This is a genomic window from Paenibacillus sp. yr247 (assembly GCF_900103825.1).
In the GTDB taxonomy this organism is placed as follows: domain Bacteria; phylum Bacillota; class Bacilli; order Paenibacillales; family NBRC-103111; genus Paenibacillus_E.
Map to the genome: position 1 here is coordinate 1 of NZ_FNIF01000011.1, position 25,017 is coordinate 25,017.

Genomic DNA, 25,017 nt, shown 5'->3' on the forward strand with positions numbered 1-25,017 from the left:
ATCCACTATTACAACCACAAACGAATAAAGGCAAAACTAAAAGGCATGAGCCCGGTACAGTACCGAACTCATGCGCTAAAGACAGCCTAACTATATACTGTCTAACTTTTTGGGGTCACTTCAATGCGACAGCTCCTTTTTATCAATCATTAGTCGATGATTTGAAGAATATCATCGATTTCTTTGCGCGCCAGTTTACCTGGGCTATCCTTCGGATAACCGAGCGCAATGACCATATTGATTTGACATTCTTCTGGAATGTCCAGATAAGTTCGGATCTGGTCTTGAGCCAGCAGCACCGGGCCCGTCATCGGGCAGGTCGCCAAGCCTCTGGCATGCGCGGCAAGCATCAAGTTCTGGGAGGCTAAGCAGGAGCTCTTAATGCCTTCTTCGGCCCATACCGTGTCTTCGACGAGCTGAATCGGATCAAAGATACGATCACGGAACTTCGACTCGTATGGTGTCGCTAAACAGATGATAAGAACAGGAGCATCGGAGAATGCTGTAGCATAGGGACCGAACGACTTCACAAGTAAGCGGGCTTCTCTCGAAAGACCTCTCTCCTCGGCAGCTGCCGCACGAAGGTGCAGCTGGTCCCAGGTCAGTTGTTCAATGTGTTTGATCTTCTCTCTATTTCTTATCGCAATAAACTTCCACGTTTGGGAATTGGTATCGCTAGGTGCATATCGGGCGCAGTCGATAATTTCACGAATATCCTGGATAGCAACTTCTTGCTCTGTAAAGTTTCGAACACTACGGCGCTCTAGTACAATTGTCTTGAAATCGTTATAATTCATAAAAAACGTTTACCTACCTTCGCTGCTCAAATTATTCATTCGATGTGAGGATTCTATTGGGGACTAATGAGTATAAGCTTAAGTCTGTACTTTGATACTTGGTACTAAGACTTTATCCTTATTATAAGGCAGTTGCGTTGGCAGCACAACCGTATGCCAACACTTAGATCTTTATGAAGTTTGGTTCTCTCGATGTTTCCATCCGATTCATTGACCACTAGGCATACTTTCATCATTTTGAAATAAATGAGTGCCTAAGAATCCAATCGCCGCTACGACCGACAAGCACGCGGCAATGACGTAGACTGTGCTTCCACCTGCGAAATCATAAATCCAGCCACCCAGCGTCCCGCTGATTAAACCTGCAATACTAGACCATGCAACGGCGAAGATGGCTTGACCCGAAGAGCGATATTCATCCGGAATGATCTGGCTAATGTAGCGATTAGCTGTAAATAAGAAGATTCCGAACGTCAAACTGTGCAGCATTTGAATCCCAATCACCCAGGTAGGATCTTCAATAGAGCCCATGATGAAGAAACGAATGGCATATACGAAGCCAGCAAATGCAAGTAAAGGTAACTCCTTAAATCGGTGTCCATGCTTACTGAGAAAGAAGAACACAGGGATTTCACTAAGAGCGGAAGTCATCCAGGCATAGCCAATGAGTGAGTCCGATGCTCCAAGCTGCCGCATGTATAAGGCTAGGAATCCATCATTGAAACGATGAGAAACGGACATGATGATGATCAGCACTAAGAACCAGATAAACTTTTTGGAGCGAATGATATTCACCATGCCGCTGAATGCCATCTTCTTACCGCCTTGACGTGCATCCTTTAGCAGAAAAACAATAACTAAGGAACATGAAATGGTTAACAGGCATAGGATGGGTGTGAGTCCTGTACCATAGTGTCTAAGAACCAGACCGAAACCTCCGGCAGATACGGCGAAGCCGATGGATCCCCAAACTCGGAAGGATGCGTAGCTCTTGCCGCTAGTCCGAATACTCAACATTAATTGACTGTCATTCAATGAGTTTACAGGCTGTTGGAAGAAGAAAAACATCGCTAAGCAAACGTACAGCAGGGAGAACCACCCTGCTGTAAATACCAGTATGGCTGTAATCAGTTGTCCAATGATCAGAATGATCATGATTTTCTTAATGGTTTGGAAGCGATCACTGAGGAAACCCCAGAGTAAATTGGTCGCAATCCCAATTAGCGGCCCAATGGCATAAAGCAGCCCAATCTGAATCTTGGAATATCCTTTGTAATCAAAGTAAAGCGGGAAAAAAGTGACCACAATGCCCATTGTCATAAAAAAGGAAAACGTGAACAATCGGAGAAGTGAATCACGTGATTTTATCAAATTAGATGTACGCACTGAAGTTATCACTCGATTTCATTACATATTTTTGGTTGAAAGATTCGGTTGGGGGTCCTCGGACGTTCGTTTGAGAACATAAACCACGACAAACAGCTCAGCCAACATGCCGATGGATTGCGCTAGTGCACCAATCATCCCGTTCCAGCCAGGTACCGCCCAAATTGCGACAAAGAGTGTTGATACAGTAACCAAAGCATTCGCAGATTGAGAAAAAACCATGATTTTCGTTTGACCCCGGAGCATAATGATACCGTTCATATAATCGAGCCAAGGGAATACAATCGTCATAATCATAAATATACGCATGGCATGCAGACTTGCATGCATAAGTTCCGAATTAACACCCATGACATGGGTCATAAACCAAGGTCCAAGAGATGTATAGGCAAGTATAGCGATGAGTGTTCCCGGAATAAAGCTAAGAAGGAATATGAAACGGAAAACAGTTCTAGCATCTTTGCGATAGAAATTCAAAACAATTTGATGAATGTAGGAAAAGAAACTCAAAACTAATTGAGTTAAAGAAACGGCAATTGCATAAGAGGAAATCGCCAAATGAATGTGAGTTGTTTTACCTAATATAGCATTAATGGCTGGTCCTATGATGACGGCAATGACCGAAGAATACAAGAGAGGCTTATAGAAGCTGAAAATTTGTTTCTTGGTTTCAATCGGATGATCAGGCGCCTTCTCTGGAATGACCTTCCGAAGTAAGCTAGTCCCTTCCCATATAGCAACCAGGGCTTCAATAATCATTCCCACAAGGAAAATGATTGCGCCAACACGGCCACTTGATACATTATTCGTGGTAATGAAGTATAACGACAACAAGTACATAACAATGATTCGCACACCCATACCAATGGTCAACCATTTGGTCCGCATATTAAAAATAATAATACCGTGAAATAAGCATCGCAGTCCGGAAAAAATGCTTACGTACATCAGGATGCGATATACACTGAGCGTAGTTTCCAATAATTCGCGTTCAACGCCAAAAAAATAAAGAAATACCCATTCTCCAACAGGTGTGTAGCATATAATGAGACCAATCAGGATAATGCACGCGAATACATATGAACTGACCGCTGCCATTGCTCGGAAGGAGATGCGGTCCCTGACGAGGGCGGAACAAGCTTGTCTAAGCAAAATAACAGGTCTCTCAGTTATGCCTATCAAGCTTAAGGGCAGCGCGTAGCTGGCGATGACCATCTCGGGATTATCCGCCCGGGCCAAGGTGCTGTTAATAATAACGTGCGAGAGGGTAACTAGTGTTGCAGAAAGGCCGAGGGGGAGAAAAAAGGAGATGAGCTGTTTCCATGTGATGTTTTCATTAAGTGTCGAAGCGGTCATCAAATATCTCTCCTTACTAAAATTCCCTGTTAAAACATTATTTAAGTATACCAGAAAATGAAATCAGGTTGACATACAATTTTAACTGGAAACCCAAGGTTTGAAGTGATACATTTAAAGGTAGAATGTTTCTTGAACTAGTCGCAGCTAGTTTTTACTGCAAGGAGGTATAACAGAAGAATGAGCTGCTATTTTCAGTATGATGCCAGACTTGGCATTGAGATACCCGTGTTAGAAGTAGATTGGGAATCTTACCCGTCTGATGTACGTGTTGATATTTTATTGTACTGGGAGCAAATTCGCGGTGCGATTCCAGACCGAATCATGAAGTTAGAGGCAACGATTATCAACAAACAAAATCAGCTGAATAAGGAAGACGATTTTCCAACATCATGCCGTTTGAATTCCGAAATTGCTGATTTGGCTTCTATCATAAATGATCTACACCTTTGGTTCCGAGTTAATCAGGATTTGGAATCGAAAACCCACCATTAATGGTTGTCAAATGAAAGGGAGAGTGACTGGCATGCCTAGCAATAAAGATGGGGCCAACTGGCTGGAAGCTATTGCGAAGCCGCTCTTGGAGCATTTACCTGCTTTATATCCGATTGAAGAATGGGATGTGGAGATGGATGCTCACATTGAAGCGCTGTTACCAGCTATGATTACCCAAGGCAGTCCGGAACAAGAGCCGTATGGAATGGCGATAAAAGCAGGTCTCTATTTATTGAATGAGAGCCTTGATAAATCGCATGATATTGCCCAGGAAATTACGAATACTACAGGCAGTTATTGGCATGCCCTGATGCATCGGATGGAGGGCGACTATAGCAATGCGAAGTATTGGTTTAACGATGTCGGTCATCATCCCATTTTTTCTAATTTAATTGGGTGTGTAAGAGATTATTTGACTGTGAAAGACTTAGCAGATTTGGACAATGAAGCCCTAAGTCAGAAGCTTGAAGTACTTATTACATCACCGGTATGGAACCCTTCTGTATTCATCGACGTGGTAGAGTTACAAGTGTCTCTGGTTCAGAATCCAACTGTCGATAGCTGGTTGCGGCATATTCAACGCTATGAAATGCAGTTATTGCTGCAATATTGTTATGAACAAAGTTGTGGAGGAAGTCTGCTTGAAGCAATTGGACAGAAATAGCGCGAAGGTACCTCAAGGCCCGCTCAGATTAATGGTTAGGGTGTATCGTTACATATTGCCGGATGTTAACGACCAGCTTTCCATGTGGAAAGCAAAGGCGGAGAACATCCCCGATATCGAGCTGCGTACCCAAGCATTAGCCAGCATCGCAACGAAACAATTTCATTGTCAGGGCGGCGCTGTATATGCGGCTGCTAACTTGTCGATGCGTCATATATTAATACCGCTGATTGTTGCATTCCAGACGATTAGCGATTATTTAGATAATCTATGTGATCGCAGCACCTCACTGGATCCTCTAGATTTCCGGCAGCTGCATCAATCGATGCTGGATGCTGTTGATCCTTCTAATCCTTTGAACGATTATTATGCCTACAGACAAGAGAAAGAGGACGGGAACTATTTAAGCGATCTTGTCAAAAAGTGTCAGTCCTGTATTCGTTTACTGCCCTCTTATGGACATGTAGCCGATCAGGTGCGTGATTTTGTGGCCTTATACTGCGATTTACAGGTGTACAAGCATATTCGTAAAGATAAGCGGGAGCCTGAGCTGCATCAATGGTGGGATCAACATCATCAGAAATATAGTCAGATTGCTTGGAATGAATTTGCTGCAGCTACTGGTTCGACGTTAGGCATGTTTATGCTTTTCCTAGCCGCTTGTGATCCTCATTTGAGTGAAAAGCAGGTCGATTCGATTCGGGAGGCTTATTTCCCCTATGTATGTGGACTTCACATTTTACTTGATTATTTAATCGATCAGGAAGAAGACATTTTGGGCGGAGACCTGAACTTTTGCAGTTATTACGAATCCATGGATGTAACCGTTGAGAGAATTGCTTTTATCGTGCAGGAAGCTCGCAGCAAAATTTTGTTCTTGGAACATCCACGATTTCATCGTATGATAATCGAAGGTTTGCTTGCACTTTATTTGTCGGACCCTAAGGTCAATGGACAACAACAAGTCAAGAAAATATCGAAGCGTCTTATGAAAAATAGTCCGTTAACCCGGTTGTTTTTCTGGCTAAATAGCGTGTACATCCGTACGACATCATGAATGTCATTCATAAGAACCTGAAGGAGGAAAAGAAATGTCAGCAGTAAAGTCAATTGCAGTTTTAACAAGCGGAGGAGACTCTCAGGGAATGAATGCGGCTGTTCGTGCGGTTGTAAGAAGCGCATTATTCCATGGTCTCGAAGTGTATGCCGTTCAACGTGGATACCATGGTCTTATTAACGATGATATTCGCAAAATGGATTTACGCAGCGTTGGAGATATTATTCAACGCGGGGGTACAATCCTGCAAACGGCTCGCTGCAAAGAGTTTTTGACGCCGGAAGGACAACAAATTGGAGCCGAAAATCTACGTAAACGTGGCATCGATGGTTTGGTCGTTATTGGTGGGGATGGATCCTATCAAGGAGCTAACAAACTAAGCAAATTGGGTATCAAAACAATGGGATTGCCTGGTACGATTGACAATGACATCCCTTTTACCGACTTTACGATCGGTTTTGATACAGCGGTAAGCATTGTTGTGGATGCGATCAATAAGCTTCGCGATACGATGACGTCACATGAACGTTCATCTGTTGTAGAAGTGATGGGACGTCATTGTGGCGAGATTGCTCTTTACGCTGGACTAGCTAGTGGCGCGGAAACGATTATCGTTCCTGAAGTTGAGGTTGACATTTATGAAGTCGCCAGCCGTATGAAGGATAACTTCTCACATGGTAAGCGCCACAGTATCATTCTCGTTGCTGAAGGAGCGGGTTCAGGCGAGGTTATTGCTAAGCAAATTACAGAGTATAACGGTATTGAACCTCGTGTAACTGTTCTTGGCCATATTCAGCGCGGCGGAGCACCTACGCATAATGACCGAATTCTGGCTAGCCGTCTTGGTGATTTTGCTGTTCGCAAACTGATGGAGGGCGATTCCTCCAAAGCATGCGGCGTTATCAAAGGTGAATTAGTGGCTACTGATATTGACTTAGTTGTAAATACGAAGCGTGCATTTAACACCGAACTTTACGAATTGGCAAGCCGATTATCTCAATAGGCCTAATTCGAAGGTATACTATTGACCTTCATGTGAACTTCGTCTATAATAGCGAACAATATATAAAGCGAAATTATGTCTGTGAAGAGCATCCAACTCGGAGACGTTTATGATCGGAATGGCTGAGCATACATTGCCTCTCTCTAAATAAACCGGCATCGCCCGTTATCGCGGAACCAAGCGGATGGTGACAAACTATTGTCATCATCAAGTTGGGTGGCACCGCGAGCAGAACGCTCCTCGTCCCAATCGGACAGGGGCGTTCTTTGTCTTTTTCCCACAATAGAAAAGGAAGCGGTGACCGGTATGTTGGATATGAAATGGATTCGCAATCATCAGGATCAAGTAAAAGAAGCAGCGATAAGTAAAGGTGTGGAGTGTCCCCTGGACGAGCTTCTTGAGGTTGATGAGAAGAAAAGGTTTCTCCATCACGAAGTGGATCAGCTGCGAACGGAACGCAATCGTGTATCGGCACAGATCGCGCAGTTCATTGCACAGAAGAAAATGGGAGAAGCTGAGAACCTGAAGGATCAAGTTCGCGGCTGGAACCGAACATTAATGGAGTACGAACAGGAGCTGGCGAAATATGAAGAACGGTTCAAGGAGCTTATGCTTACTGTACCGAATCTGGTTTCGCCTGAAACACCGCTTGGGACTTCAGATCACGATAATGTAGTGTTGAAAGTAGTGGGGCAGCCCACCGTGTTTGAGTTTGAACCTCGCGATCATATGCAGATCGGTGAGGAACTAGATATGTTCGATTTTCCTAGAGGCGTAAAGGTGGCTGGCAGCCGTAATTACTACCTCAAAGGGATGGGGCTATATTTACACAGAGCTGTTCAACAGCTTGCGCTTGACTTGCTATCAGATCGAGGATTCACGTTGATGGACGTCCCTCTGATGGTTCGCGAAGAGACACTGGTGAATGCGGCTTTCTTTCCCGCCGGGAAGGACCAAACTTATGAATTACAGGATGAGAATAAATGGTTAGTTGGTACGTCGGAAGGTCCTTTGGTTTCGTATTATGCGAATGAGATCGTTGATATATCGGAGGGTCCTATCCAACTGGCAGCGGTATCGAACTGCTTCCGCAAAGAAGCGGGATCGGCAGGCAGAGATGTACGCGGATTGTATCGTGTTCATCAATTTGCGAAGGTCGAGCAGGTGGTTCTTTGTGAGAATGATCCAGCTATTGCGGATCAATTATTGAATCAAATCACACGAAATGCAGAAGATATTTTGGATTTACTTGAGCTTCCGTATCGTATCGTTGCGGTATGTACCGGAGATATGGGCGCCAAAAATTACAAGCAGTACGACATCGAGACTTGGATGCCAAGCCGCAATGCGTATGGAGAAACCCACTCGTCGTCGAGCCTTCTTGACTTTCAGTCGCGCCGCAGCGGATTGCGTTACCGGGATAAGGGCGGTGAGCTTCGCTACTGCTATACACTAAACAACACAGCTGTCGCAACACCGCGAATTCTGATTCCTTTACTTGAAAATCATCAGCAAGCAGATGGTTCAATCAATATTCCTCCAGCCCTTAGACCATATATGAGAGGGTTGGCAGTTATACCAGGCAAATAAAATAACGTACCTCATCGCTAGGAAAGAATTCCGCTTAGGGATGAGGTGCGTTATTCTAATAACCTTCTGTCAGATTAACAACATTGATCATTTCACTTCCATCTAAAAAAGCTCTTAAATTATGATAGAAAATGGAAGAAACGCGTTCCGTATAATGAGCTGAAGCTCCAGCAATATGCGGAGTAATAATGACATTTTTCAAGCTCCACAGGGGTGAAGTTGACGGTAATGGCTCTTGTTCAAAAACATCGAGTGCAGCACCTGCCAACTTGCCCTCTTGAAGCGCATGTACCAAAGCTTCTTCATCGATCACATCACCGCGAGCCAAGTTGATTAAGAAGGCACTAGGTTTCATTAGGCTCAGATGTTCTTTGGTTAAGAAGCCTCTTGTTTTAGCTGTACTAGGGAGTAAAAGAACGATGAAATCACTTTGTGAAAGTAAATAGGGAAGACCTTCTTCTCCGCTAACGGTCGAATCGAAAGCAGGCTGAGGCGTACCCGAACGATTATACCCGATGACCGTCATATCGAAAGCTTTTGCTTTGCGTGCAACAGCTTCGCCGATTGCACCTGCACCTATAATACCAAGCGTTTTGCCATATAACTCTCCAACTTTTATCTGACTGTCCCACACTTTATTTTGTTGGAGCTCATGGAGAAGATTCGCATTACGGATCCATTGCAGCATGAGACTGAGCGTGAATTCACTCATCTGGATCGTATGTACACCTCGAGCATTGGTCAGTAGAATATTACGTTCAGCAAACTCTTGGAGAGGAAGCTTATCAACTCCGGCGGATAAGGTTTGCATCCATTTAAGCTTAGGAGCCTGATTTAGGATGTCCGGATTAATGCGACCAGCCGAGATAATGACATCAGCGTTAACGATCTGTTCTCCAGCTTCACTTGAGGATTTAAACCAATGAAACTCACAGCGTTCCTGCAAGTCTTTCGGCATTTGCTCCTGCATAGAAGTTAAATCCATTCCAGTGATGGCGACAATATTCATTCCTACTCCAACTCCTATAAGTTTCTTTGATTGTACATATCCATTGCAATTCTGGTAATATGAATCCTTGATATATGATAAAACAAAACGAAAATTAAAGTAAACAAGGAGCAAATTTATTATGTTTATGTAACGAATGGAAGTTTAAAGATCCTTGAGCAAAAGCGTGTCGATGTCGGTTCGGGCTATGTCATTGAAACAATAACACCCTGAGGGCATTAAGCGTCCTCAGGGTGTATCCTTGCTTAATAGTTCACATTAGGTGTGTAGTTGTTATTGGCATTCCATAAGAGGAATTCATCTATCCCGTTTTCTTTCAGAGCACGTATTTGCTCTTCCACTTCATTTTTGCCATATTTAATATAACCAGGTATCCAAGAAGCGGTGAAATCTTGAATCCAAGGTCGTACGATCGGCTTCCAGCCTTTTTTGTCAATCGCTTCAAGCTTTTTGATTGTATCCTTAGAAGCTCCGTTAATGGTAACAAAGGGAGCCGCATCCGGCACTTTGGAGCCAAACCAGCCTGTGCTATAATGACTTGGATAAATCATTGGTGCGATAACATCGACATTTTGAGAGATTTTCTCAAAATCCTGACCAATGCCTTCGGCTGCAGGAACAGATGCTGCATAGCCGAATATATCAACCGAGACACGAACTCCAAGCGGTTGTAATTGTTCTTTGGCATACTTGACGAAGGAAGCGACTGCATCAATACGTGAACGCTCATCCTTGGTATATTTGAGCGTGTCTGCTCTTTTTTCGAAGCCTTCAGGGAAACGGACGTAATCGAATTGAATTTCTTTAAATCCTGCTTTAACCGCCTCTTTGGCAACAGCGATATTGTAATCCCATACTTCTTTGTTATATGGATTTACGAAGCTGTCAGGTGGATTTTTACCGTTGCCCCAGAGGTTGCCATCCGGGTTGACGAAGGACCATTCTGGCTTCTTTTTGGCAAGCACCGTGTCTTTGAATACAACGATACGGGCAATGGGGTAAATGTTATGTTCGTTAAGTGTGCTCATTAAACCAGGCATATTACCAATGATTTTCTGAGTTGTTCCCATCGCATCAAGTTCTGCATTGCCCGTTTCCCATGTAATATAACCCCAATCATCCTTTGCATCGATGACCAGTGAGTTAAGTTCTGTGTCATCAAGCAGCCTCACAAGGGTGTTGAGACGAGAACCTCCGGCACTATGAGCGGTGGAGTAGATACCTTTGATTTTAGGCGCGTCCTTCTGCGGATCTTGTTTGTTAACAGGGGCGAGAGGATCTGTTTCTTGGGATGGTGCGGGTTGAACGATTGCTACTGCGTTCTTCGCATTCAAAGAAGCTTGCACGAGCTGTTCAAAACTGGCATCCGGGTTAGCGGCAGTAACATTGCCCCAAATAAGGGCAAGTGAAGCGAGTAAAATTTCCATGATGTATAAGTCCTCTCCTATCTTGTTCTAGCTTTATTATAATGCAAGCTGGAAACTACGCACAGAGGAAATTTGTAGAGGATTGTAGAAAGAAGGTAGACGTTGTTGAAACTTGATAAACAAATTATTTCATTGTCTGGTGTTAATTTTTTTTACTATGCTTCTAGTGCTATTTTATTGCCGTATTTACCATTATATTTGCAAGTTAAGGGCTATTCAGCCAGCGAGATTGGACTGTTAATGATGATTGGTCCGTTCATCTCGATATTCGCACAGCCGTTCTGGGGATATGTAAGTGACCGATTTAACTCTGTGAAAAATATCGTTTTCTTGCTTTGGGTCCTTTCCTTATTAGGAAGCTTTGGACTATTTTTAACGAATGGCTATGGGCTCACGCTTGGATTTATTTTGCTGCTTTATTTCTTCTTGCTTCCTTCGGTACCACTCATTGACAATTTGGTCGTCAAATCAACAGCACATCGTGGAATGTCTTATGGATCAGTCCGATTATGGGGCTCTATTGGATTTTCGGGTGTTGCTTTAGTATCGGGTCTTTTGCTCGATGAATTTGGTGGGGTGGCCAGCATTCCTTATTTTTATTGGGTTCTGTGGATCTTCCCTTTCCTGCTTCTTGCTTTTATTAAGGATGAGAAGGGCAGCGGACAGCGGATAACATTAAGTGCGATCAGCGTTATTTTCAAAAATAAGAGCTTCTTATGGTTTATGTTAATGATTCTGATCATATCAATCCCACATCGAATGAATGATGCATTGTTAGGCTTATATCTCAATAAACTTGGTGCATCGGATGCCATGGTCAGCTGGGCGTGGGCGATTGCGGCATGCAGTGAAATTCCAATATTTGCTTTAATAAATCGATACATTCATCGGTATCACGAGCTAACCATACTAGGCATCGCTTCAGTCTTGTATACCCTGCGTTGGTTACTTTACACGTTCATAAGCGATCCTTGGGTGCTAATTGGTTTGCAAGTGACACACATGTTCACCTTTGCTGTTTTGTGGATCGTCGCGGTACAGTATGTCGTTCGTTTGCTTCCCGAACAATTCGGTTCAACGGGTCAATCGATTCTTGCCATGGTGTTCATGGGCCTAGCCGGTATAATCGGTGGCGCGGTGGGGGGGTGGTTAAGTGAGCAGTGGGGAGGCGCAAGCATGTATGTGTTTGCGACCGTGATGTCGGCAATAGCGGCAGGTATGTTCTTTGGTACACAAGCGGTTATGCGCGGTAGGAGCTAATTGTTAATAAAAAACACCCGGCAGCAAAATCACCGGGTGTTTGGTCATTATTTGTGTACTTGTCCTGATTCGTTATTCGTGACTTCTGCAGGATTAATCTCTTTACGAACCGGTACAGGCTGATCATCAGAAGCTGTGTTACCGCCGTTCCCATTCGTTGCATCCTTGAATTCACGAAACATTTTGCCAAAACCTCTGCCAAGCTCAGGCAGTTTATTAGGCCCAAACAAAAGAAGGGCAACAATTGCAATTAAGATGATGTGCCAAGGAGATAATGCTCCCATATTAGACACCTCCAGTATTTTATCTTAGTTCTATTATATCATGCACTTATCATAACCTATATACCCTAATTATTACAAACTCCATAACTTTGTATAAAAAAACGATTGTTAACCAGAAAAAAGACGCCCTTAATGGTAAAGGGCGTCTTTATGATGTTCCGTAATACTGAACTGAATAATTTCCATGACATCTTCTGCTTCGAGCGCCTCTATGCCAAACCGGAGGACGATCTCGGAGTCCAGCTCATAGCTGGTTAAGAAGGGGTACAACTCGGGTGTTAATTTCATTACAATCCTGGATAATTTGACTGTCTCCACAAGCATCACCCTTCCAATCAAAAGATTAGAATAAGAACTACGCCTGAACCACTCACGATGAAAACCAGAACTATATGAAATTACAATCATTATAACACAATTCAACTGGGAATAAAGAGGCGGATTTCACGATGTATTACTTAAGCTTGCGGAATTCGCCGACGACACCGACCGTTTCTACAATATTTACGAACGCTCTTGGATCTATTTTCTTTATTATTCGTTTTAATTCAACGAGTTCATAACGGGTTGTGACGGTCATCAACATATCGTGCTGCTGTTTCGTATAAGCGCCTTCCGTCTTAACTAAAGTGACGCCTCTAGGAAGTAAAAGCAGCTCGTTTATCAACTCATCCTTCTGCTTCGTTACAATAAACGCGGTTACTTTGACGTGGCGAATATGTATCGTATCGACAACTTTACCACTAATATATATTGCCAGCATCGAATACAGTGCAAGGTCCCAATTATGCTTAAAATAGCCGAGTGCAACAATAACTATACCGTTCATAGATGAAAGAATAGTACCGAGTGGAAAGTCGAATCTTCGGGTCAAAATCAACCCTACGATATCAAATCCGCCACTAGAACCGCCAATTCTTAAGGTAATACCGCTTCCTATACCAATGAGCACGCCCCCAAAAACTGCACCCAGCATGGGTTCCTGCGCGACATAGCTTGTAGGAAGAATTTGCATCAGCCATACCGTTAAAATAACAGATGCAACGCTAATCATAATGAATCTACGACCAATTGAAACCAATCCCCAAATCATTAATGGCATGTTAAAAAATAAATATAAAAAGCCAATGTTCAAGTTCGTAAAATAACCGATAATCATAGCAAATCCCGAAACCCCGCCGCTAAGCAGTTGGTGAGGGATAAGGAACATGTTGAAGCCAACCGCGACAAGCAGTGCGCCAACTAAAATTATGACGGCATCTAGCGCCTTTTTCAAAAAAAATCACCTCTAAAATAGTATGCAGCATAATGCAAGTATAATTCATTCTTCTAAAACTTCAATGTTTATTTAACCAATGTTTAATTAAAATAGATGGAAATAAAAAAAGCTGTGTCCATTTCTTGGACAACAGCTTTAAGTAACTAAGGTTAGCGTCTTTTGAAGGAGCCTGTTTTCTTAGTTGTGCTGGGCATACTGGTTGATGGTTTATTCACCTTATTTGGTGTAGAACCATCGTTTTTGCGTGTTGTGGAACTGCTGCCAGAGCTTGGTGTGCCTGTGCCGGTCTTGAAGCTGCCCGTTCGATCCGACGTTGTAGGTTGCTTATCCTTAGATGTGTCTGTTATAGGAGCAGTCGTATTACCGCTACCCGAATTATAAGTTGGTGTTCGGGTATAGCCTCTATAATCATAGGAACCTCTGTTATTGAACCAGCCCCCGCCGAATAAGGATTGAAGCAGGGTTGCTGTCAAATAACCTTGTAAGAAGGAGGAGTCATAATGTGTCTTGGCATATTCAATACTGTCGATTTGAACAAGAGTGTTCTTGCTTTCTTTAGGATCCTTTTGTATGTTAATGACTTTATCGTTATAAACCAGGAACATTTGATCGTCAGATTCCTTGCTCTTTTCCTTCGGTGATTCTTTCGCTGCTAGTTCGGTTGCTACGGCAGGGACACTTTTTCCCTCTACGGAATAAACCTTGGAAAGATTATTGCCTTTACCATCGACACTAACTAAAGGGTATTGGTCTTTGACATAACGTCCGGCATCAGCGCCACACGCGGAAAGAAGGGCGATGATCAATACGAAGGATAACCATGAAGTCCATCTTTTCATTTTCAGTAGTCCCTCCTTTCCAAACATTTACTAATGATAACATAGGTTATTTAAGGCGTCGATTTCAAAAATTTTATCTGATTGCCTGGTGTGCGTTCTCCTTCAAGAGCAATAAATTTGCCATCTTGCCACTGAAGGAAGAAAAATCTGCGGTCAGGTCCAAAATAACGCCAGAAGATGATATCATCACCACTGCGAAAATCCGTATTACCTTCTGTCCGCGTAACATCATTGCGGTGAAACTCCAATTCGAAAGTAACATCACCGTCTAACTCCAATCGTGTAGGCACGTCATTCGGATCATCTAATGCGCCTTCAACGAAACTGCAAAGAAAACAATCGTAAGTTCTTCCTTTTTCCACAATCAGACACTGAATATTTCTGCCGCTTTGTAAATAATAAGCATAGCGATGTGGCGCAAATCCACGGTCAAAATAAATGACCTTGCCGGAAACGACATATTCCTCTAAGTCTACATTAACAATATCCCCAACTCGGACATCTTCAAGTGGATTGCCAGCGGGTGTTGTCACAGGTTCTTGTTTTTGACTGCGCAGGATGCTGCTTACTCGTTTAAATATGGACATTGAAAACTCTCCTCTGTTCCGTTTGTTGTTCTACATTGTAATACGTTTAGCTTATGCGTTAGGTTTCGTTCTCATATGAAAGACGCCTCTGGAAATGTGTGTATGACTTGTGCTATAATATTTTAGATGTTCTTAAGGGCGGCCAATTGGATCATGGAAGATGATAAATCGAAAGTGTATTCCACCAAGAAACTATAGATACGGATAGGAAGTCGTACTTAAGGGTAAAAAAGATACAAGGCATTAGCCTGCCCTGTACAAAAGGAGATTGAATATATTTGAAAACATTTCAAGAGTTTGGTTTAGAACCAACGATTTTGCGTGCGATTACGGAGATGGGCTTTGAAGAATCTACACCAATCCAAGAAAAAACGATTCCTTTGGCCATGGAAGGCCGGGATTTGATCGGGCAAGCGCAAACAGGAACAGGAAAAACAGCTGCTTTCGGTATTCCGCTTATTCACAAAATTAATATGAAAGAAGAGCGTATTTCAGCTTTGATCATGTGTCCTACACGGGAACTTGCCATCCAGGTTGCGGAAGAGATTGAAAAACTCGGTCGTTTCAAAGGCATTCGTTCCTTACCGATCTATGGTGGACAGGATATCGTTAAGCAAATTCGCGCTTTGAAAAAGAAACCACAAATCATTATTGGTACACCTGGTCGATTACTTGACCATATCAACCGTAAAACAATCAAGCTTGATGATGTACAAACGGTTATTTTGGATGAAGCGGATGAAATGCTTGACATGGGCTTCATGGATGATATCCAATCCATTTTGAAATTGGTTCCAGAAGAACGTCACACGATGCTGTTCTCTGCAACAATGCCAGCTAACATTCAAAAATTGGCTCAACAGTTCCTTCGCAACCCTGAGCACGTATCGGTTATCCCGAAACAAGTCAGTGCTCCGCTGATTGACCAAGCGTATATCGAATTGCATGAAAAGCAAAAATTCGAAGCGCTTAGCCGCTTAATTGACATGGAAGCTCCTGATCTTGCTATCATTTTCGGTCGTACAAAACGCCGCGTTGATGAATTAGCAGAAGCTCTACAAAAAAGAGGCTATGCAGCTGAAGGTCTTCATGGTGACTTGTCCCAAAATCAACGCGATAATGTAATGAGAAAATTCCGTGATGGAAGCATTGATGTACTGGTTGCAACAGACGTTGCTGCGCGGGGTCTCGATGTATCAGGCGTAACTCACGTTATTAACTTTGACCTTCCGCAAGACCCAGAAAGCTATGTTCACCGTATCGGTCGTACAGGCCGCGCTGGTAAAGAAGGTACAGCTTGGACTTTCGTAACACCTAGAGAGATCGATCACTTGCACTTCATCGAGAAAGTTACTCGCCACAAAATTAACAAAAAACCATTGCCTAGCTTGGCTGAAGCCATTGAAGGTAAGCAAAAAATGACAGCTGAGCGTATTCTTGATGTGCTTCAAAATGAAGCGGAATTCGAATTCAAAGGCTTGGCGATTCAAATGTTGGAGCAATACGATTCCGTTAACCTGCTTGCAGCCGCGATGAAGCTCCTAACTGGCGACAAAAAGGAACTGAATATCGAATTAACACCGGAAGATCCGATTCGTGCAAGAAAGAAAAAATTCGACGTACGCAGCTCTGGCAGACGTGTCGGCGGCGGATATGGTTCAAGTTCAGGTTCAGGCGATCGTCGTCAAGGCGGCGGATACGGATCTGGATCAGGCGGTTCCAGCAGCTCGAATTCCCGTTACCCACGCAAGGATAGCAGAGATTATGGATCAAACAGAGAAGGCGGAAGCAGTTCCTCTTCCAGAAATCGTGAGTACGGAAGCAACAACGCCGGTAACCGCGATCGTTCCAGAGCTCCTCGTAAAAGTGAAGACACACTAGTAAATAAATAAGGGTTTCGACCCACAAAAATAAAGGCGGAGATCCCAGGGATCTTCGCCTTTTTTACAAGGGTTGCTTGAATTAGATTACGAAGGAGCTAGTGATGATAACCAGCAAGATAAAGAGAACCAAAATGGCACCTGCGGATGTTCCAACTGGATGAGACATAGTATCAACCTCCTGAGTAATGAGTTGGGGGTGGTTCGATTTGACAATACTATACTATGTATAAGAACCTATAACGACTAGACGTCTACCTATATGTTGAAAAATAGGCTATAATTAAACCATAATGTGAAGATAAGACAAGTTAAATGAAGATGTATAGACCATCAACGTAGAAAGTTTCCTGAAGGAAACGCTAAGGAGGAAGCGGTTTTGGAGTTTAGAGGAGTTATGGGAGGATTGTACAGGATTTCGGAATGGATTATGCGTTTATCGGTGATTAATCTGCTCTGGATGCTGTGTTCGATTCCGGTTTTCTTTTTTGCTTTTATGGGCTTGGTGAGTCAATCGCCTGATGCGTTGAAGTCGATGTTACCGATTCTTGCCATTTTGGCACCGTTTACTTTATTCCCTGCAACCTCTGCGATGTTTACCGTAGCTAGGAAATGGGTCACAGGTGAAGAAGATGTCCCCCTATTGAAAACATTTTTCCGCGGATATAAGGAAAACTACCTACAGAGCATGGTTGGCGGCATTTTCTTTGTACTCATTTTCATTATTATTGGAGTGAACTATTTCTTTTATTTGAAGCAGGGGAGTTCACTTAAAGTGTTGGCTGTATTGTTCATTGCTTTCACAGTCATTATTGTCATTTCTATGTTCAATTTCTTTTCAATTTTGGTGCACTTGCACATGAAAGTATTACAAATTCTGAAGAATGCCGTATTGATTACAATTGGTAATCCAATTAATTCGATTGTTCTATTGCTTTGTAACGGAGCTATCATTTACATCTGTTTGACCAAATTTAATTTCTTCCTTGTCGTATTCTTTATGGGAAGCATTATGGCAACCTTCTCGTTCTGGCAGTTTAACCGGAGCTTCACCAAGCTGCAAATGAAGCAGCAAGAGCTTGAAGAGAAGGAACAACAGAAGCTGGCTGAGTCACAAGAAGAAGAGCAAGCACAAAGCGAAGCTGCGACTGAAGTTGAAGGGACAGAAATAAGCTTGCATAAAAAAGATGAGAATGAAAAAGAATAATGAGTAAACCTACCAGTTGATAATCAAACGGTACGGCACTATAATAAGAACTACAAAAGAATCCTGCGATGTACGTAACGGTTTTAAGTTGTTTTAAACCAATGACTGTTTCTAGGGAGACCTATATTGAAGTGTGGCTGACATGCCCTCGAAAGGGGACCTCAAATACACCTCTGCGGACACCCACCTGCGAGAGCGGGTTTGAAGCACCAAAACCGGACGGCATAGGCGGGTTTCTTTGCGTCTATTTAGGTGAATATAAAGAAGATATCATGAAATTAAAAAAAGCGGTTGAGCAGGTGTTATGCCTGATCAACCGCTTTTGGGTTATTAATGACCAGCTAAATCGCTTAGCTGATGAAAGGTACTTTGAAGTGTGCCATAAAGACTGCGATAAATTTGATAGTAGGCCTCATATTGTTTCTGATTATCAACATTTGGGTCTATGCGATCCGTGACGTGAATCCATTTCTCACAGAGAGCAGTTATATCCTCCTGAAGCACGCCGGAAGCAGCCATGATGGCGGCGCCATATGCAGGGCCGTCTGTTGAATTAACTGTGACCACGGGGATACCGAAGATGTCGGCGATCATTTGACGCCAGAACGGACTTCTAGCGCCGCCGCCGTTCACACGCAGTTCGGTGACTTCGATACCGGACTCACGGATTAATTGCAGGGAGTCGCGAAGCCCGAAGGTAATGCCTTCGAGAACGGCACGGGTGAGATGATCTTTACCGTGCCTCAGATTGAGGCCGATGAAGGCGCCGCGGGCCTTCGGATCGGGGTGTGGCGTCCGCTCCCCGGATAAGTAAGGCAGGAACAATAAGCCTTCGCTCCCTAGGGGAGCCTTGGCGGCTTCAGACGTCAAGATCTCGTAGACGTCTTTGCCTTCCTGCTGCGCACGCTCAAGCTCCTCGTGCGCGAAGTGGTTGCGCCACCACTGGAACGAGCCGCCTGCGGCCAGCATAACTCCCATGCGATGCCACTTGCCTGGCACACCGTGACAGAAAGAATGAAGCCGGTAAGCTTCATCTACTTGGTAGGTGTCGTCATGTACAAAGACGACACCAGACGTGCCAAGCGCCACCGAGGCGATGCCTTGGCGTACGACGCCTACTCCTACGGCGCCGCATGCTTGATCGCCGCCGCCAGCGACGATCGGCGTGCCTGTAGCTAGCCCGGTTAGGCTAGCCGCTTCCGGCAGCAGATGTCCGGCCACGTCGCCGGACTCAAACAGCGGCGGCAGCCATTCCATCGGAATGTCCAGCCGCTCGGCGACGGTCTGCGACCAGCTGCGGTGGGCGACGTCCAGCAGCAGGGTGCCGCTTGCGTCGGCCATGTCCATGCCGAATACGCCCGTCAGGCGCAGCCTGACGTAGTCCTTCGGCAGCAGCAGATGACGAACGCGCGCGTAGTTCTCCGGCTCATGCTGCCGGAGCCAAATGACCTTGGGCGCGGTGAAACCGGTTAGCGCCCGGTTGCCCGTAAGTCGCCCGAGCTCGGCTTCGCCGACGGTCGACTCCATGTAAGCGCACTGTTCCGCAGTACGCTGATCACACCAGAGCAGCGCAGGCCGAATGACCTGCTGCGCCTCGTCAAGGAATACCGACCCATGCATCTGGCCGGAGAAGCCAATGCCAGCCACGGCTTCGCCAGCGATGTTCGTTTTCGCTAAGAGGGCGCGGATCCCCTCCACGGTAGCGTTCCACCAATCTACGGGATGCTGCTCTGCCCATCCTGGGTGAGGCTGCTGAAGTGGATATTCAACGCTATGGGTGCCAATTACATTCCCCGAGTCATCCACAAGAATGCATTTAACTGCAGAAGTTCCTAAATCCAAGCCCATAAAATACGTCACGAAGATTCACCCTTTGTTGGTTGAGTAGTAGTAGATTTTTTCACTATCTTTGTTTGTTTAATAAATATACAAAGAATAATCGTATATGATATTCGTACGAAATAACAGAAATCCTTCTTTTAAACGATTATTTATTTCCATAACAAGTTCATTTCATGCCATTGGATGCCACCATGCACAGAAGCCGACGGAGCTGCATAACGAAAGCCATGTTGTTCATAAAATGAAATCAAATGCTCCTCACACATCAAAACAATTCCTTTTAAACCTTCTTCTCTGGCTATGCGGATGACACTTTTGAGAAGAGCAGTGGCAATACCTCGGCGTTGATAGGTAGGAAGCACCGCGATGGTCAGCAAACAAAAGTATTGACCGTTTACGGCAAATTCGACTCCTTGCTTGATGCTCTCATCAGCTAAATCTCTATGATGAAGCTTTACACCATTGGTTACGCCGACGATTTCATGCTCTGACTCGATTTCTGCCACAAGAAAATAACTTCCAAACACTTGCTTTCTCATCTGAAAAGCTTCTAGGGTAGCGGCTGACTCCTTTGTATAAACGATGCTTTCAATTTCATGAGCCTTCCTAATTTCCTGATCATTTGCAACTGGACGAATCCTCATTGATAAGTAACTCCTTTTTTTGATATTTTTCCCATGGGAAAAATAATTTCGTATGCACATAACTGTTTGCCTATAGCATAGTATAGGAATATGTAGTATAATTCTAAAATAAAAGTTTCCTACGGACAACATTATTGGTCTTGCGAAAGAAGGAGATAAAAATGGAAATAGCATATAAAAAACCAGAGCATGAGCTCAATGGATGGAAGGGCCAATCATCAATGCCCAGCCTACCTGAAGTTCATCAAAGTATGCGCGTACCGAAGAAAGCAGGTTTTTTCCGTAAGCTGCTCGCATTTGTAGGCCCCGGTTATCTCGTAGCGGTAGGGTATATGGATCCAGGCAACTGGGCGACTGATTTAGCAGGTGGTTCCCAATTCGGATATACACTTCTATCCGTAATATTAATTTCAAACTTAATGGCAATTCTCCTGCAAGCCTTGTCTGGCCGCTTGGGTATTGTGACAGGCCGAGATTTAGCGCAAGCATGTCGTGATCATTATAGTAAGCCTGTCTCATTCGGACTCTGGCTATTATGTGAGCTCGCCATTGCAGCTTGTGACTTAGCTGAAGTCATTGGCGCAGCGATCGCTTTAAATTTACTTTTTGGTCTGCCGCTTATTTATGGCGTTATTCTTACAGCGATAGATGTTCTATTGGTTCTTTTACTGCAAAAAAAGGGTTTCCGATACATTGAGGCCATGGTTATCAGTCTGATTGCTCTAATTACTGTGTGTTTCGTGATGGAACTGATATTCTCTAGGCCTGATTTTGCTGCTGTGGCTGTTGGCTTTATTCCTACAAAGGAAATTGTGACGAACCCAGCTATGTTATACATCGCTCTTGGTATTCTGGGAGCTACGGTTATGCCTCATAATTTATATCTACATTCTTCTATCGTCCAAACGCGCAAAATCGAGCCTACAATAGAAGGTAAGCGTGAAGCGATTAAATTCGCAACCATAGATTCGACTGTAGCTTTAATGTTGGCTTTGTTCGTCAATGCGGCAATTTTGATTCTTTCCGCAGCCGCTTTTCATTCGGCAGGCAAAGAAGTAGCTGAAATCCAAGATGCGTATCACCTACTGGGACCTATGCTTGGCACTGGTGCCGCGAGTATTTTATTTGCTGTTGCTCTTCTAGCTTCGGGGCAAAATTCCACACTTACAGGGACGCTAGCTGGACAGATTGTGATGGAAGGCTTCCTGAATATTAGACTTACACCTTGGCTGCGCCGTTTAATTACACGAATGATTGCTATTGTGCCTGCTGTTATCGTAATTGGAATTAAAGGAGAGAGCGGTGCTACGGATTTACTTGTTCTCAGCCAAGTGATTTTGTCCTTGCAGCTATCATTTGCCGTTATTCCACTTGTTACATTTACTTCGGATCGTAAGAAGATGGGAGAGCTTGTAACTCCAAAGTGGATGATCGTACTCAGCTGGGTTGTGGCTATCGTGATTGCTGGTTTGAATGCTTACTTACTGTATAGCACTTTTTTTGGAAATTAAAAGTAATAACAATGGACATATTGGAGTAGGAATCCCTCTGATTTCATTTTCCCTCTTTTTCTTAAGCCTAAACAATGGTAATATAGAGAGCAGTGTAGAAATGGCAAGTGGTCTATAAGCACTTCATTGAAGGGGGAAAAGGCTTTTGCTTAAGAGAACTTTAATCGGATTACTTCGCAGTCATGAAATGACCGGAGATAAAGCCAAAGATCCTTTGCTTAAAACAAGATATTATAAGCTACCTAAAGAACAAGTATGGGAAGAAGTCATTGCCGTACTGAAGAAAACACCGGGCTATAAACTTCTCCACGAAGTTCAAAATGTAGGTGAAATTCTCGCGGAACGCAAAACAATGACAGGTAGAACGCAAGATGTTACATTAACACTATTTGGGATTAATCCCGTAAAAACCGCGGTAGACATTTATTCAGCTTCCCGAGGCTCAATGGGAGATCTGGGATCCAATTATCGCACAATTATAGATATTTATAAACAATTAGATCGAAAGCTTGCATCATATAAAATTGAAGGATAATAAAAACAGCAGGGAAGCTAGGCCTCCTTGCTGTTTTATTTGTGTCTATTAGACTAATTTTTTTACAGCTTCAACAGCTGCTTCGTAATTAGGATGAGCTGTCATTTCGCCCAGATACTCTACGTATTGAACAGTGTCATTCGCATCGAGAACAAAAATGGAACGCATATCAAGTTGAAGCTCTTTGATCAATACGCCGTAGGCTTCGCCAAAGGATTTTGTTTTGTAATCAGACAAAGTCACAACTTTATCGATACCTGCCGCACCGCACCAGCGGGATTGTGCAAAAGGAAGATCAACACTAATTGTCAGAACTGCCACATTGTCGCCTAGTCCTGTTGCTTCTTCATTGAAGCGGCGAGTTTGTGCGTCACAAACGCCTGTATCCAAAGATGGAACAACACTGATCAGCTTTACTTTGCCTGCATAATCTGCGAGGGAAACTTGAGTCATCAAATCTTTGTTGACCGTGAAGTTAGGTGCTTTGTCACCAACTTTAATTTCGGGTCCTACCAAAGTAATCGGATTGCCTTTAATGGTAGCAACGCCAGTACGTTCTTGTGCCATATGAATTGTTTCCTCCTTTATTTTCCATGCTAGATAACAACTTATTTATTATAAGCTTTTTGAACTTAGGTTGTCCAATCGATACGGTGAGGCTATAATTTAGATGCTTAAGACTGTCACAAGTTCGTAATAACGTAATAAAAGTCGGGGGATTTATCCAAGTGGAATTAAGACAATTACAGTACTTTGTAAAAGTTGCTAGAAAGCAGCATGTGACCCAAGCCGCGGAAGAAATGCATGTGGCACAGTCGGCCGTGAGTCGGCAAATTCATCTGCTTGAGGAAGAGCTGGGTGTTAATTTGTTCGTGCAAAAAGGTCGTAATCTACACCTTACCTCGGTAGGACATTTGTTCTTGAGCCGAATAGAGGGGATCTTGACGGATTTGGAACGAGCTGTTGGCGAAATGCATGAATTTCTGGACCCAGAAGCTGGGGAAATTCGCATCGGGTTTCCTCATAGCTTGGTTATCAATTTGCTTCCTTCAGTTGTTGCAGCCTTTAAAAAAGATCACCCTAACGTTAAGTTTAGATTGCGTCAAGGGACCTATGCATCTTTAATTCGAGATGTCACAAAGGGAGAGATTGACCTGGCGTTCATCTCGCCATTTCCGGAGTCGCATGAACATGTTATAGGTGAAATTTTGCTAACCGAAGAGTTGTTTGCGATTATTCCCTCCAATCATATCCTTGCTGAATATACTTCAATACGACTTGAGCAGCTCAAACATGAGCCATTCGTTATGTTTAGTGAAGAATATACACTGCGTGCAATAGTGATGGAAGCTTGCTTAAAAGCGGGCTTCGTTCCGAAGATTGAATTTGAAGGTGAAGAGACCGATACCATTCGTGGTCTTGTTGCCGCGGGTATGGGTGTTAGCTTACTGCCCTCTATGGCTTTAATGGAAGGCGGTCAGATGCAGCCAACCAAAATTCGAATATCAGATCCGCAAGTAACTCGAACTGTCGGTTTAATTAGCCGAAAGGGTGAGAAACTTCCGTTAGTGGCAGAAGTATTTAGACGGTTTCTGCATGAATATTTTCAATAAAAAAGCTCATCTTGTGTGTGACAATGCACAAGATGGGCTTTATTATTAATCGTCATTATTACGTCCGTTAAATATCATGATATATTTCAGGAGCTCGAGAACCGATATTAACGCTGCTGCGACATATGTCAGAGCGGCTGCATTTAATACCTTGGCTACCCCGCGCTCTTCTTGATTGGAGATGAAGCCTTCAGCGATCATTAAATCACGGGCTCTTGAGCTAGCGTTGAATTCTACTGGTAATGTTACCAATTGGAAAGCAACAGCTGCTGCAAAGAAGATGATGCCAAGGCCCAGAAGCCAAGGGATTTGTTCGAAGAAGAAGCCGGCCAATATGAGCAAGGGAGCTACACCGGAAGCAAAATTAACAACTGGGAACATGTGATGCCTTGCCACGAGCATAGGGTAATGAACTTTGTGTTGAATCGCATGCCCAACCTCGTGACAGGCGACGGAAATTGCTGATACGGAGCTTTGGTAATACACGGGTTCCGATAATCGAACTGCTCTGGCCATAGGATCATAGTGGTCGGTTAAGGTTCCTGGCACAGCTTCTACAGGAACATCGTAAAGTCCGTTAGCATCTAGCATTCGCCTTGCTGCTTGAGCCCCTGACATTCCTGAGTAAACTGGAACATTTGACCACTTGTTGAATGTTCCCCGGACTCGAAACGAGGCCCACATAGAAAGAGCGAATGCAATAATAATGAGAAAATTCATAGGGTGAAATAATAACATTACACATGCCTCCG

Annotated in this window: 26 protein-coding genes and 1 other RNA gene; 13 read left to right on the plus strand and 14 right to left on the minus strand. The window is 43.7% G+C overall.

The features are described from left to right. On the plus strand, positions 1-90 hold a 90-nt coding region (locus BLT91_RS18155), incomplete at its 5' end, for an IS3 family transposase (protein WP_141225025.1). Positions 91-149: 59 nt separating this feature from the next. On the opposite strand, the gene BLT91_RS18160 is transcribed toward BLT91_RS18155, so the two are convergent. The 3 genes from BLT91_RS18160 to BLT91_RS18170 form a co-directional block, all read right to left on the minus strand. Next, positions 150-797 (minus strand): nitroreductase family protein, encoded by a 648-nt coding sequence (locus BLT91_RS18160; RefSeq protein ID WP_090823463.1) that lies wholly within the window; start codon positions 795-797, stop codon positions 150-152. Between the two features lie 207 nt (positions 798-1,004). Then, positions 1,005-2,195, minus strand: a complete 1,191-nt coding sequence (locus tag BLT91_RS18165; RefSeq protein ID WP_368086824.1) for an MFS transporter — start codon at positions 2,193-2,195, stop codon at positions 1,005-1,007. Positions 2,196-2,204: 9 nt separating this feature from the next. Next, entirely contained in the window at positions 2,205-3,539 is a 1,335-nt protein-coding gene (locus BLT91_RS18170; protein ID WP_090823465.1) for a polysaccharide biosynthesis protein, read from the minus strand. Positions 3,540-3,719: 180 nt separating this feature from the next. On the opposite strand from BLT91_RS18170, the gene BLT91_RS18175 reads away from it, so the two are divergent. The 5 genes from BLT91_RS18175 to serS all read left to right on the plus strand — a co-directional run bounded on the left by BLT91_RS18175 (position 3,720) and on the right by serS (position 8,348). Beyond that, the gene (locus tag BLT91_RS18175; RefSeq protein WP_090823467.1) at positions 3,720-4,034 is read left to right on the plus strand and encodes a hypothetical protein; all 315 of its coding nucleotides are present in this window, start codon (positions 3,720-3,722) and stop codon (positions 4,032-4,034) included. 31 nt (positions 4,035-4,065) lie between these two features. Continuing rightward, positions 4,066-4,698: a hypothetical protein gene (locus BLT91_RS18180; RefSeq protein ID WP_090823469.1), complete on the plus strand. Its 633-nt coding sequence runs from the start codon at positions 4,066-4,068 to the stop codon at positions 4,696-4,698. Positions 4,699-4,729: 31 nt separating this feature from the next. Further along, positions 4,730-5,755 carry a tetraprenyl-beta-curcumene synthase family protein gene (locus tag BLT91_RS18185; protein WP_090823696.1) on the plus strand — a complete coding sequence of 342 codons (1,026 nt, stop codon included), beginning with the start codon at positions 4,730-4,732 and terminating at the stop codon, positions 5,753-5,755. Positions 5,756-5,789: 34 nt separating this feature from the next. Continuing rightward, on the plus strand, positions 5,790-6,758 hold the full coding sequence (pfkA, locus tag BLT91_RS18190) for a 6-phosphofructokinase (protein WP_090823471.1): 969 nt from the start codon (positions 5,790-5,792) through the stop codon (positions 6,756-6,758). A gap of 315 nt (positions 6,759-7,073) precedes the next feature. After that, positions 7,074-8,348 (plus strand): serine--tRNA ligase, encoded by a 1,275-nt coding sequence (gene serS, locus BLT91_RS18195; RefSeq protein WP_368086825.1) that lies wholly within the window; start codon positions 7,074-7,076, stop codon positions 8,346-8,348. Between the two features lie 55 nt (positions 8,349-8,403). Here the strand turns inward: serS and BLT91_RS18200 are convergent, their stop codons facing one another. Further along, positions 8,404-9,357, minus strand: coding sequence for a D-2-hydroxyacid dehydrogenase (locus BLT91_RS18200; protein WP_090823475.1), 954 nt, complete (start codon positions 9,355-9,357; stop codon positions 8,404-8,406). Positions 9,358-9,602: 245 nt separating this feature from the next. Continuing rightward, the gene (locus BLT91_RS18205) at positions 9,603-10,784 is read right to left on the minus strand and encodes a putative glycoside hydrolase (protein WP_090823477.1); all 1,182 of its coding nucleotides are present in this window, start codon (positions 10,782-10,784) and stop codon (positions 9,603-9,605) included. A gap of 105 nt (positions 10,785-10,889) precedes the next feature. On the opposite strand from BLT91_RS18205, the gene BLT91_RS18210 reads away from it, so the two are divergent. Next, the gene (locus tag BLT91_RS18210; protein WP_090823698.1) at positions 10,890-12,044 is read left to right on the plus strand and encodes an MFS transporter; all 1,155 of its coding nucleotides are present in this window, start codon (positions 10,890-10,892) and stop codon (positions 12,042-12,044) included. A gap of 47 nt (positions 12,045-12,091) precedes the next feature. Here the strand turns inward: BLT91_RS18210 and BLT91_RS18215 are convergent, their stop codons facing one another. The 5 genes from BLT91_RS18215 to BLT91_RS18235 all read right to left on the minus strand — a co-directional run bounded on the left by BLT91_RS18215 (position 12,092) and on the right by BLT91_RS18235 (position 15,033). Next, positions 12,092-12,328 (minus strand): Sec-independent protein translocase subunit TatA/TatB, encoded by a 237-nt coding sequence (locus BLT91_RS18215; protein ID WP_090823479.1) that lies wholly within the window; start codon positions 12,326-12,328, stop codon positions 12,092-12,094. A gap of 129 nt (positions 12,329-12,457) precedes the next feature. Then, positions 12,458-12,652, minus strand: coding sequence for a hypothetical protein (locus BLT91_RS18220; protein WP_029193437.1), 195 nt, complete (start codon positions 12,650-12,652; stop codon positions 12,458-12,460). Positions 12,653-12,782: 130 nt separating this feature from the next. Beyond that, positions 12,783-13,604, minus strand: coding sequence for a YitT family protein (locus BLT91_RS18225; protein ID WP_090823481.1), 822 nt, complete (start codon positions 13,602-13,604; stop codon positions 12,783-12,785). Between the two features lie 152 nt (positions 13,605-13,756). Continuing rightward, positions 13,757-14,446, minus strand: coding sequence for a DUF4247 domain-containing protein (locus tag BLT91_RS18230; RefSeq protein WP_090823483.1), 690 nt, complete (start codon positions 14,444-14,446; stop codon positions 13,757-13,759). Positions 14,447-14,496: 50 nt separating this feature from the next. After that, the gene (locus BLT91_RS18235) at positions 14,497-15,033 is read right to left on the minus strand and encodes a DUF4178 domain-containing protein (protein ID WP_090823485.1); all 537 of its coding nucleotides are present in this window, start codon (positions 15,031-15,033) and stop codon (positions 14,497-14,499) included. Positions 15,034-15,311: 278 nt separating this feature from the next. Between BLT91_RS18235 and BLT91_RS18240 the strand changes: the two genes are divergently transcribed. The 3 genes from BLT91_RS18240 (at position 15,312) to ssrS (ending at position 18,359) form a co-directional block, all read left to right on the plus strand. Beyond that, positions 15,312-16,925: a degradosome RNA helicase CshA gene (locus tag BLT91_RS18240; RefSeq protein ID WP_090823487.1), complete on the plus strand. Its 1,614-nt coding sequence runs from the start codon at positions 15,312-15,314 to the stop codon at positions 16,923-16,925. 367 nt (positions 16,926-17,292) lie between these two features. Continuing rightward, positions 17,293-18,120, plus strand: coding sequence for a YesL family protein (locus tag BLT91_RS18245; RefSeq protein WP_090823489.1), 828 nt, complete (start codon positions 17,293-17,295; stop codon positions 18,118-18,120). Positions 18,121-18,177: 57 nt separating this feature from the next. Continuing rightward, positions 18,178-18,359: non-coding RNA, 6S RNA (gene ssrS / locus BLT91_RS18250), on the plus strand. Between the two features lie 91 nt (positions 18,360-18,450). Here the strand turns inward: ssrS and xylB are convergent. Both xylB and BLT91_RS18260 read right to left on the minus strand, forming a co-directional pair. After that, the gene (gene xylB / locus BLT91_RS18255; RefSeq protein WP_090823700.1) at positions 18,451-19,968 is read right to left on the minus strand and encodes a xylulokinase; all 1,518 of its coding nucleotides are present in this window, start codon (positions 19,966-19,968) and stop codon (positions 18,451-18,453) included. 143 nt (positions 19,969-20,111) lie between these two features. Continuing rightward, positions 20,112-20,606, minus strand: coding sequence for a GNAT family N-acetyltransferase (locus BLT91_RS18260; RefSeq protein WP_175532381.1), 495 nt, complete (start codon positions 20,604-20,606; stop codon positions 20,112-20,114). A gap of 161 nt (positions 20,607-20,767) precedes the next feature. Between BLT91_RS18260 and BLT91_RS18265 the strand changes: the two genes are divergently transcribed. Both BLT91_RS18265 and BLT91_RS18270 read left to right on the plus strand, forming a co-directional pair. Then, positions 20,768-22,117, plus strand: a complete 1,350-nt coding sequence (locus tag BLT91_RS18265) for an Nramp family divalent metal transporter (protein ID WP_090823495.1) — start codon at positions 20,768-20,770, stop codon at positions 22,115-22,117. Between the two features lie 145 nt (positions 22,118-22,262). Further along, positions 22,263-22,652 carry a DUF1499 domain-containing protein gene (locus tag BLT91_RS18270; RefSeq protein ID WP_090823497.1) on the plus strand — a complete coding sequence of 130 codons (390 nt, stop codon included), beginning with the start codon at positions 22,263-22,265 and terminating at the stop codon, positions 22,650-22,652. Between the two features lie 48 nt (positions 22,653-22,700). Here the strand turns inward: BLT91_RS18270 and tpx are convergent, their stop codons facing one another. Beyond that, complete coding sequence (tpx, locus tag BLT91_RS18275; protein WP_090823499.1) at positions 22,701-23,219, minus strand: thiol peroxidase; 519 nt, start codon at positions 23,217-23,219, stop codon at positions 22,701-22,703. 161 nt (positions 23,220-23,380) lie between these two features. On the opposite strand from tpx, the gene BLT91_RS18280 reads away from it, so the two are divergent. Further along, positions 23,381-24,265: a glutamate biosynthesis transcriptional regulator GltC gene (locus tag BLT91_RS18280; RefSeq protein WP_090823501.1), complete on the plus strand. Its 885-nt coding sequence runs from the start codon at positions 23,381-23,383 to the stop codon at positions 24,263-24,265. Positions 24,266-24,310: 45 nt separating this feature from the next. Here the strand turns inward: BLT91_RS18280 and BLT91_RS18285 are convergent, their stop codons facing one another. Continuing rightward, positions 24,311-25,003: a zinc metallopeptidase gene (locus BLT91_RS18285; RefSeq protein ID WP_090823503.1), complete on the minus strand. Its 693-nt coding sequence runs from the start codon at positions 25,001-25,003 to the stop codon at positions 24,311-24,313. Positions 25,004-25,017: the final 14 nt, after the last annotated feature.

What these genes read in the sequence shown, in the direction of transcription:
- BLT91_RS18160 (WP_090823463.1), bottom strand. Translation starts at nt 797, where the DNA reads ATGAATTATAACGATTTCAAGACAATTGTACTAGAGCGCCGTAGTGTT.
- BLT91_RS18170 (WP_090823465.1), bottom strand. Translation starts at nt 3,539, where the DNA reads ATGACCGCTTCGACACTTAATGAAAACATCACATGGAAACAGCTCATC.
- BLT91_RS18175 (WP_090823467.1), top strand. Translation starts at nt 3,720, where the DNA reads ATGAGCTGCTATTTTCAGTATGATGCCAGACTTGGCATTGAGATACCC.
- BLT91_RS18180 (WP_090823469.1), top strand. Translation starts at nt 4,066, where the DNA reads ATGCCTAGCAATAAAGATGGGGCCAACTGGCTGGAAGCTATTGCGAAG.
- BLT91_RS18185 (WP_090823696.1), top strand. Translation starts at nt 4,730, where the DNA reads ATGGTTAGGGTGTATCGTTACATATTGCCGGATGTTAACGACCAGCTT.
- pfkA (WP_090823471.1), top strand. Translation starts at nt 5,790, where the DNA reads ATGTCAGCAGTAAAGTCAATTGCAGTTTTAACAAGCGGAGGAGACTCT.
- serS (WP_368086825.1), top strand. Translation starts at nt 7,074, where the DNA reads ATGAAATGGATTCGCAATCATCAGGATCAAGTAAAAGAAGCAGCGATA.
- BLT91_RS18200 (WP_090823475.1), bottom strand. Translation starts at nt 9,357, where the DNA reads ATGAATATTGTCGCCATCACTGGAATGGATTTAACTTCTATGCAGGAG.
- BLT91_RS18205 (WP_090823477.1), bottom strand. Translation starts at nt 10,784, where the DNA reads ATGGAAATTTTACTCGCTTCACTTGCCCTTATTTGGGGCAATGTTACT.
- BLT91_RS18215 (WP_090823479.1), bottom strand. Translation starts at nt 12,328, where the DNA reads ATGGGAGCATTATCTCCTTGGCACATCATCTTAATTGCAATTGTTGCC.
- BLT91_RS18220 (WP_029193437.1), bottom strand. Translation starts at nt 12,652, where the DNA reads ATGCTTGTGGAGACAGTCAAATTATCCAGGATTGTAATGAAATTAACA.
- BLT91_RS18230 (WP_090823483.1), bottom strand. Translation starts at nt 14,446, where the DNA reads ATGAAAAGATGGACTTCATGGTTATCCTTCGTATTGATCATCGCCCTT.
- BLT91_RS18235 (WP_090823485.1), bottom strand. Translation starts at nt 15,033, where the DNA reads ATGTCCATATTTAAACGAGTAAGCAGCATCCTGCGCAGTCAAAAACAA.
- xylB (WP_090823700.1), bottom strand. Translation starts at nt 19,968, where the DNA reads ATGGGCTTGGATTTAGGAACTTCTGCAGTTAAATGCATTCTTGTGGAT.
- BLT91_RS18260 (WP_175532381.1), bottom strand. Translation starts at nt 20,606, where the DNA reads ATGAGGATTCGTCCAGTTGCAAATGATCAGGAAATTAGGAAGGCTCAT.
- BLT91_RS18265 (WP_090823495.1), top strand. Translation starts at nt 20,768, where the DNA reads ATGGAAATAGCATATAAAAAACCAGAGCATGAGCTCAATGGATGGAAG.
- tpx (WP_090823499.1), bottom strand. Translation starts at nt 23,219, where the DNA reads ATGGCACAAGAACGTACTGGCGTTGCTACCATTAAAGGCAATCCGATT.
- BLT91_RS18285 (WP_090823503.1), bottom strand. Translation starts at nt 25,003, where the DNA reads ATGTTATTATTTCACCCTATGAATTTTCTCATTATTATTGCATTCGCT.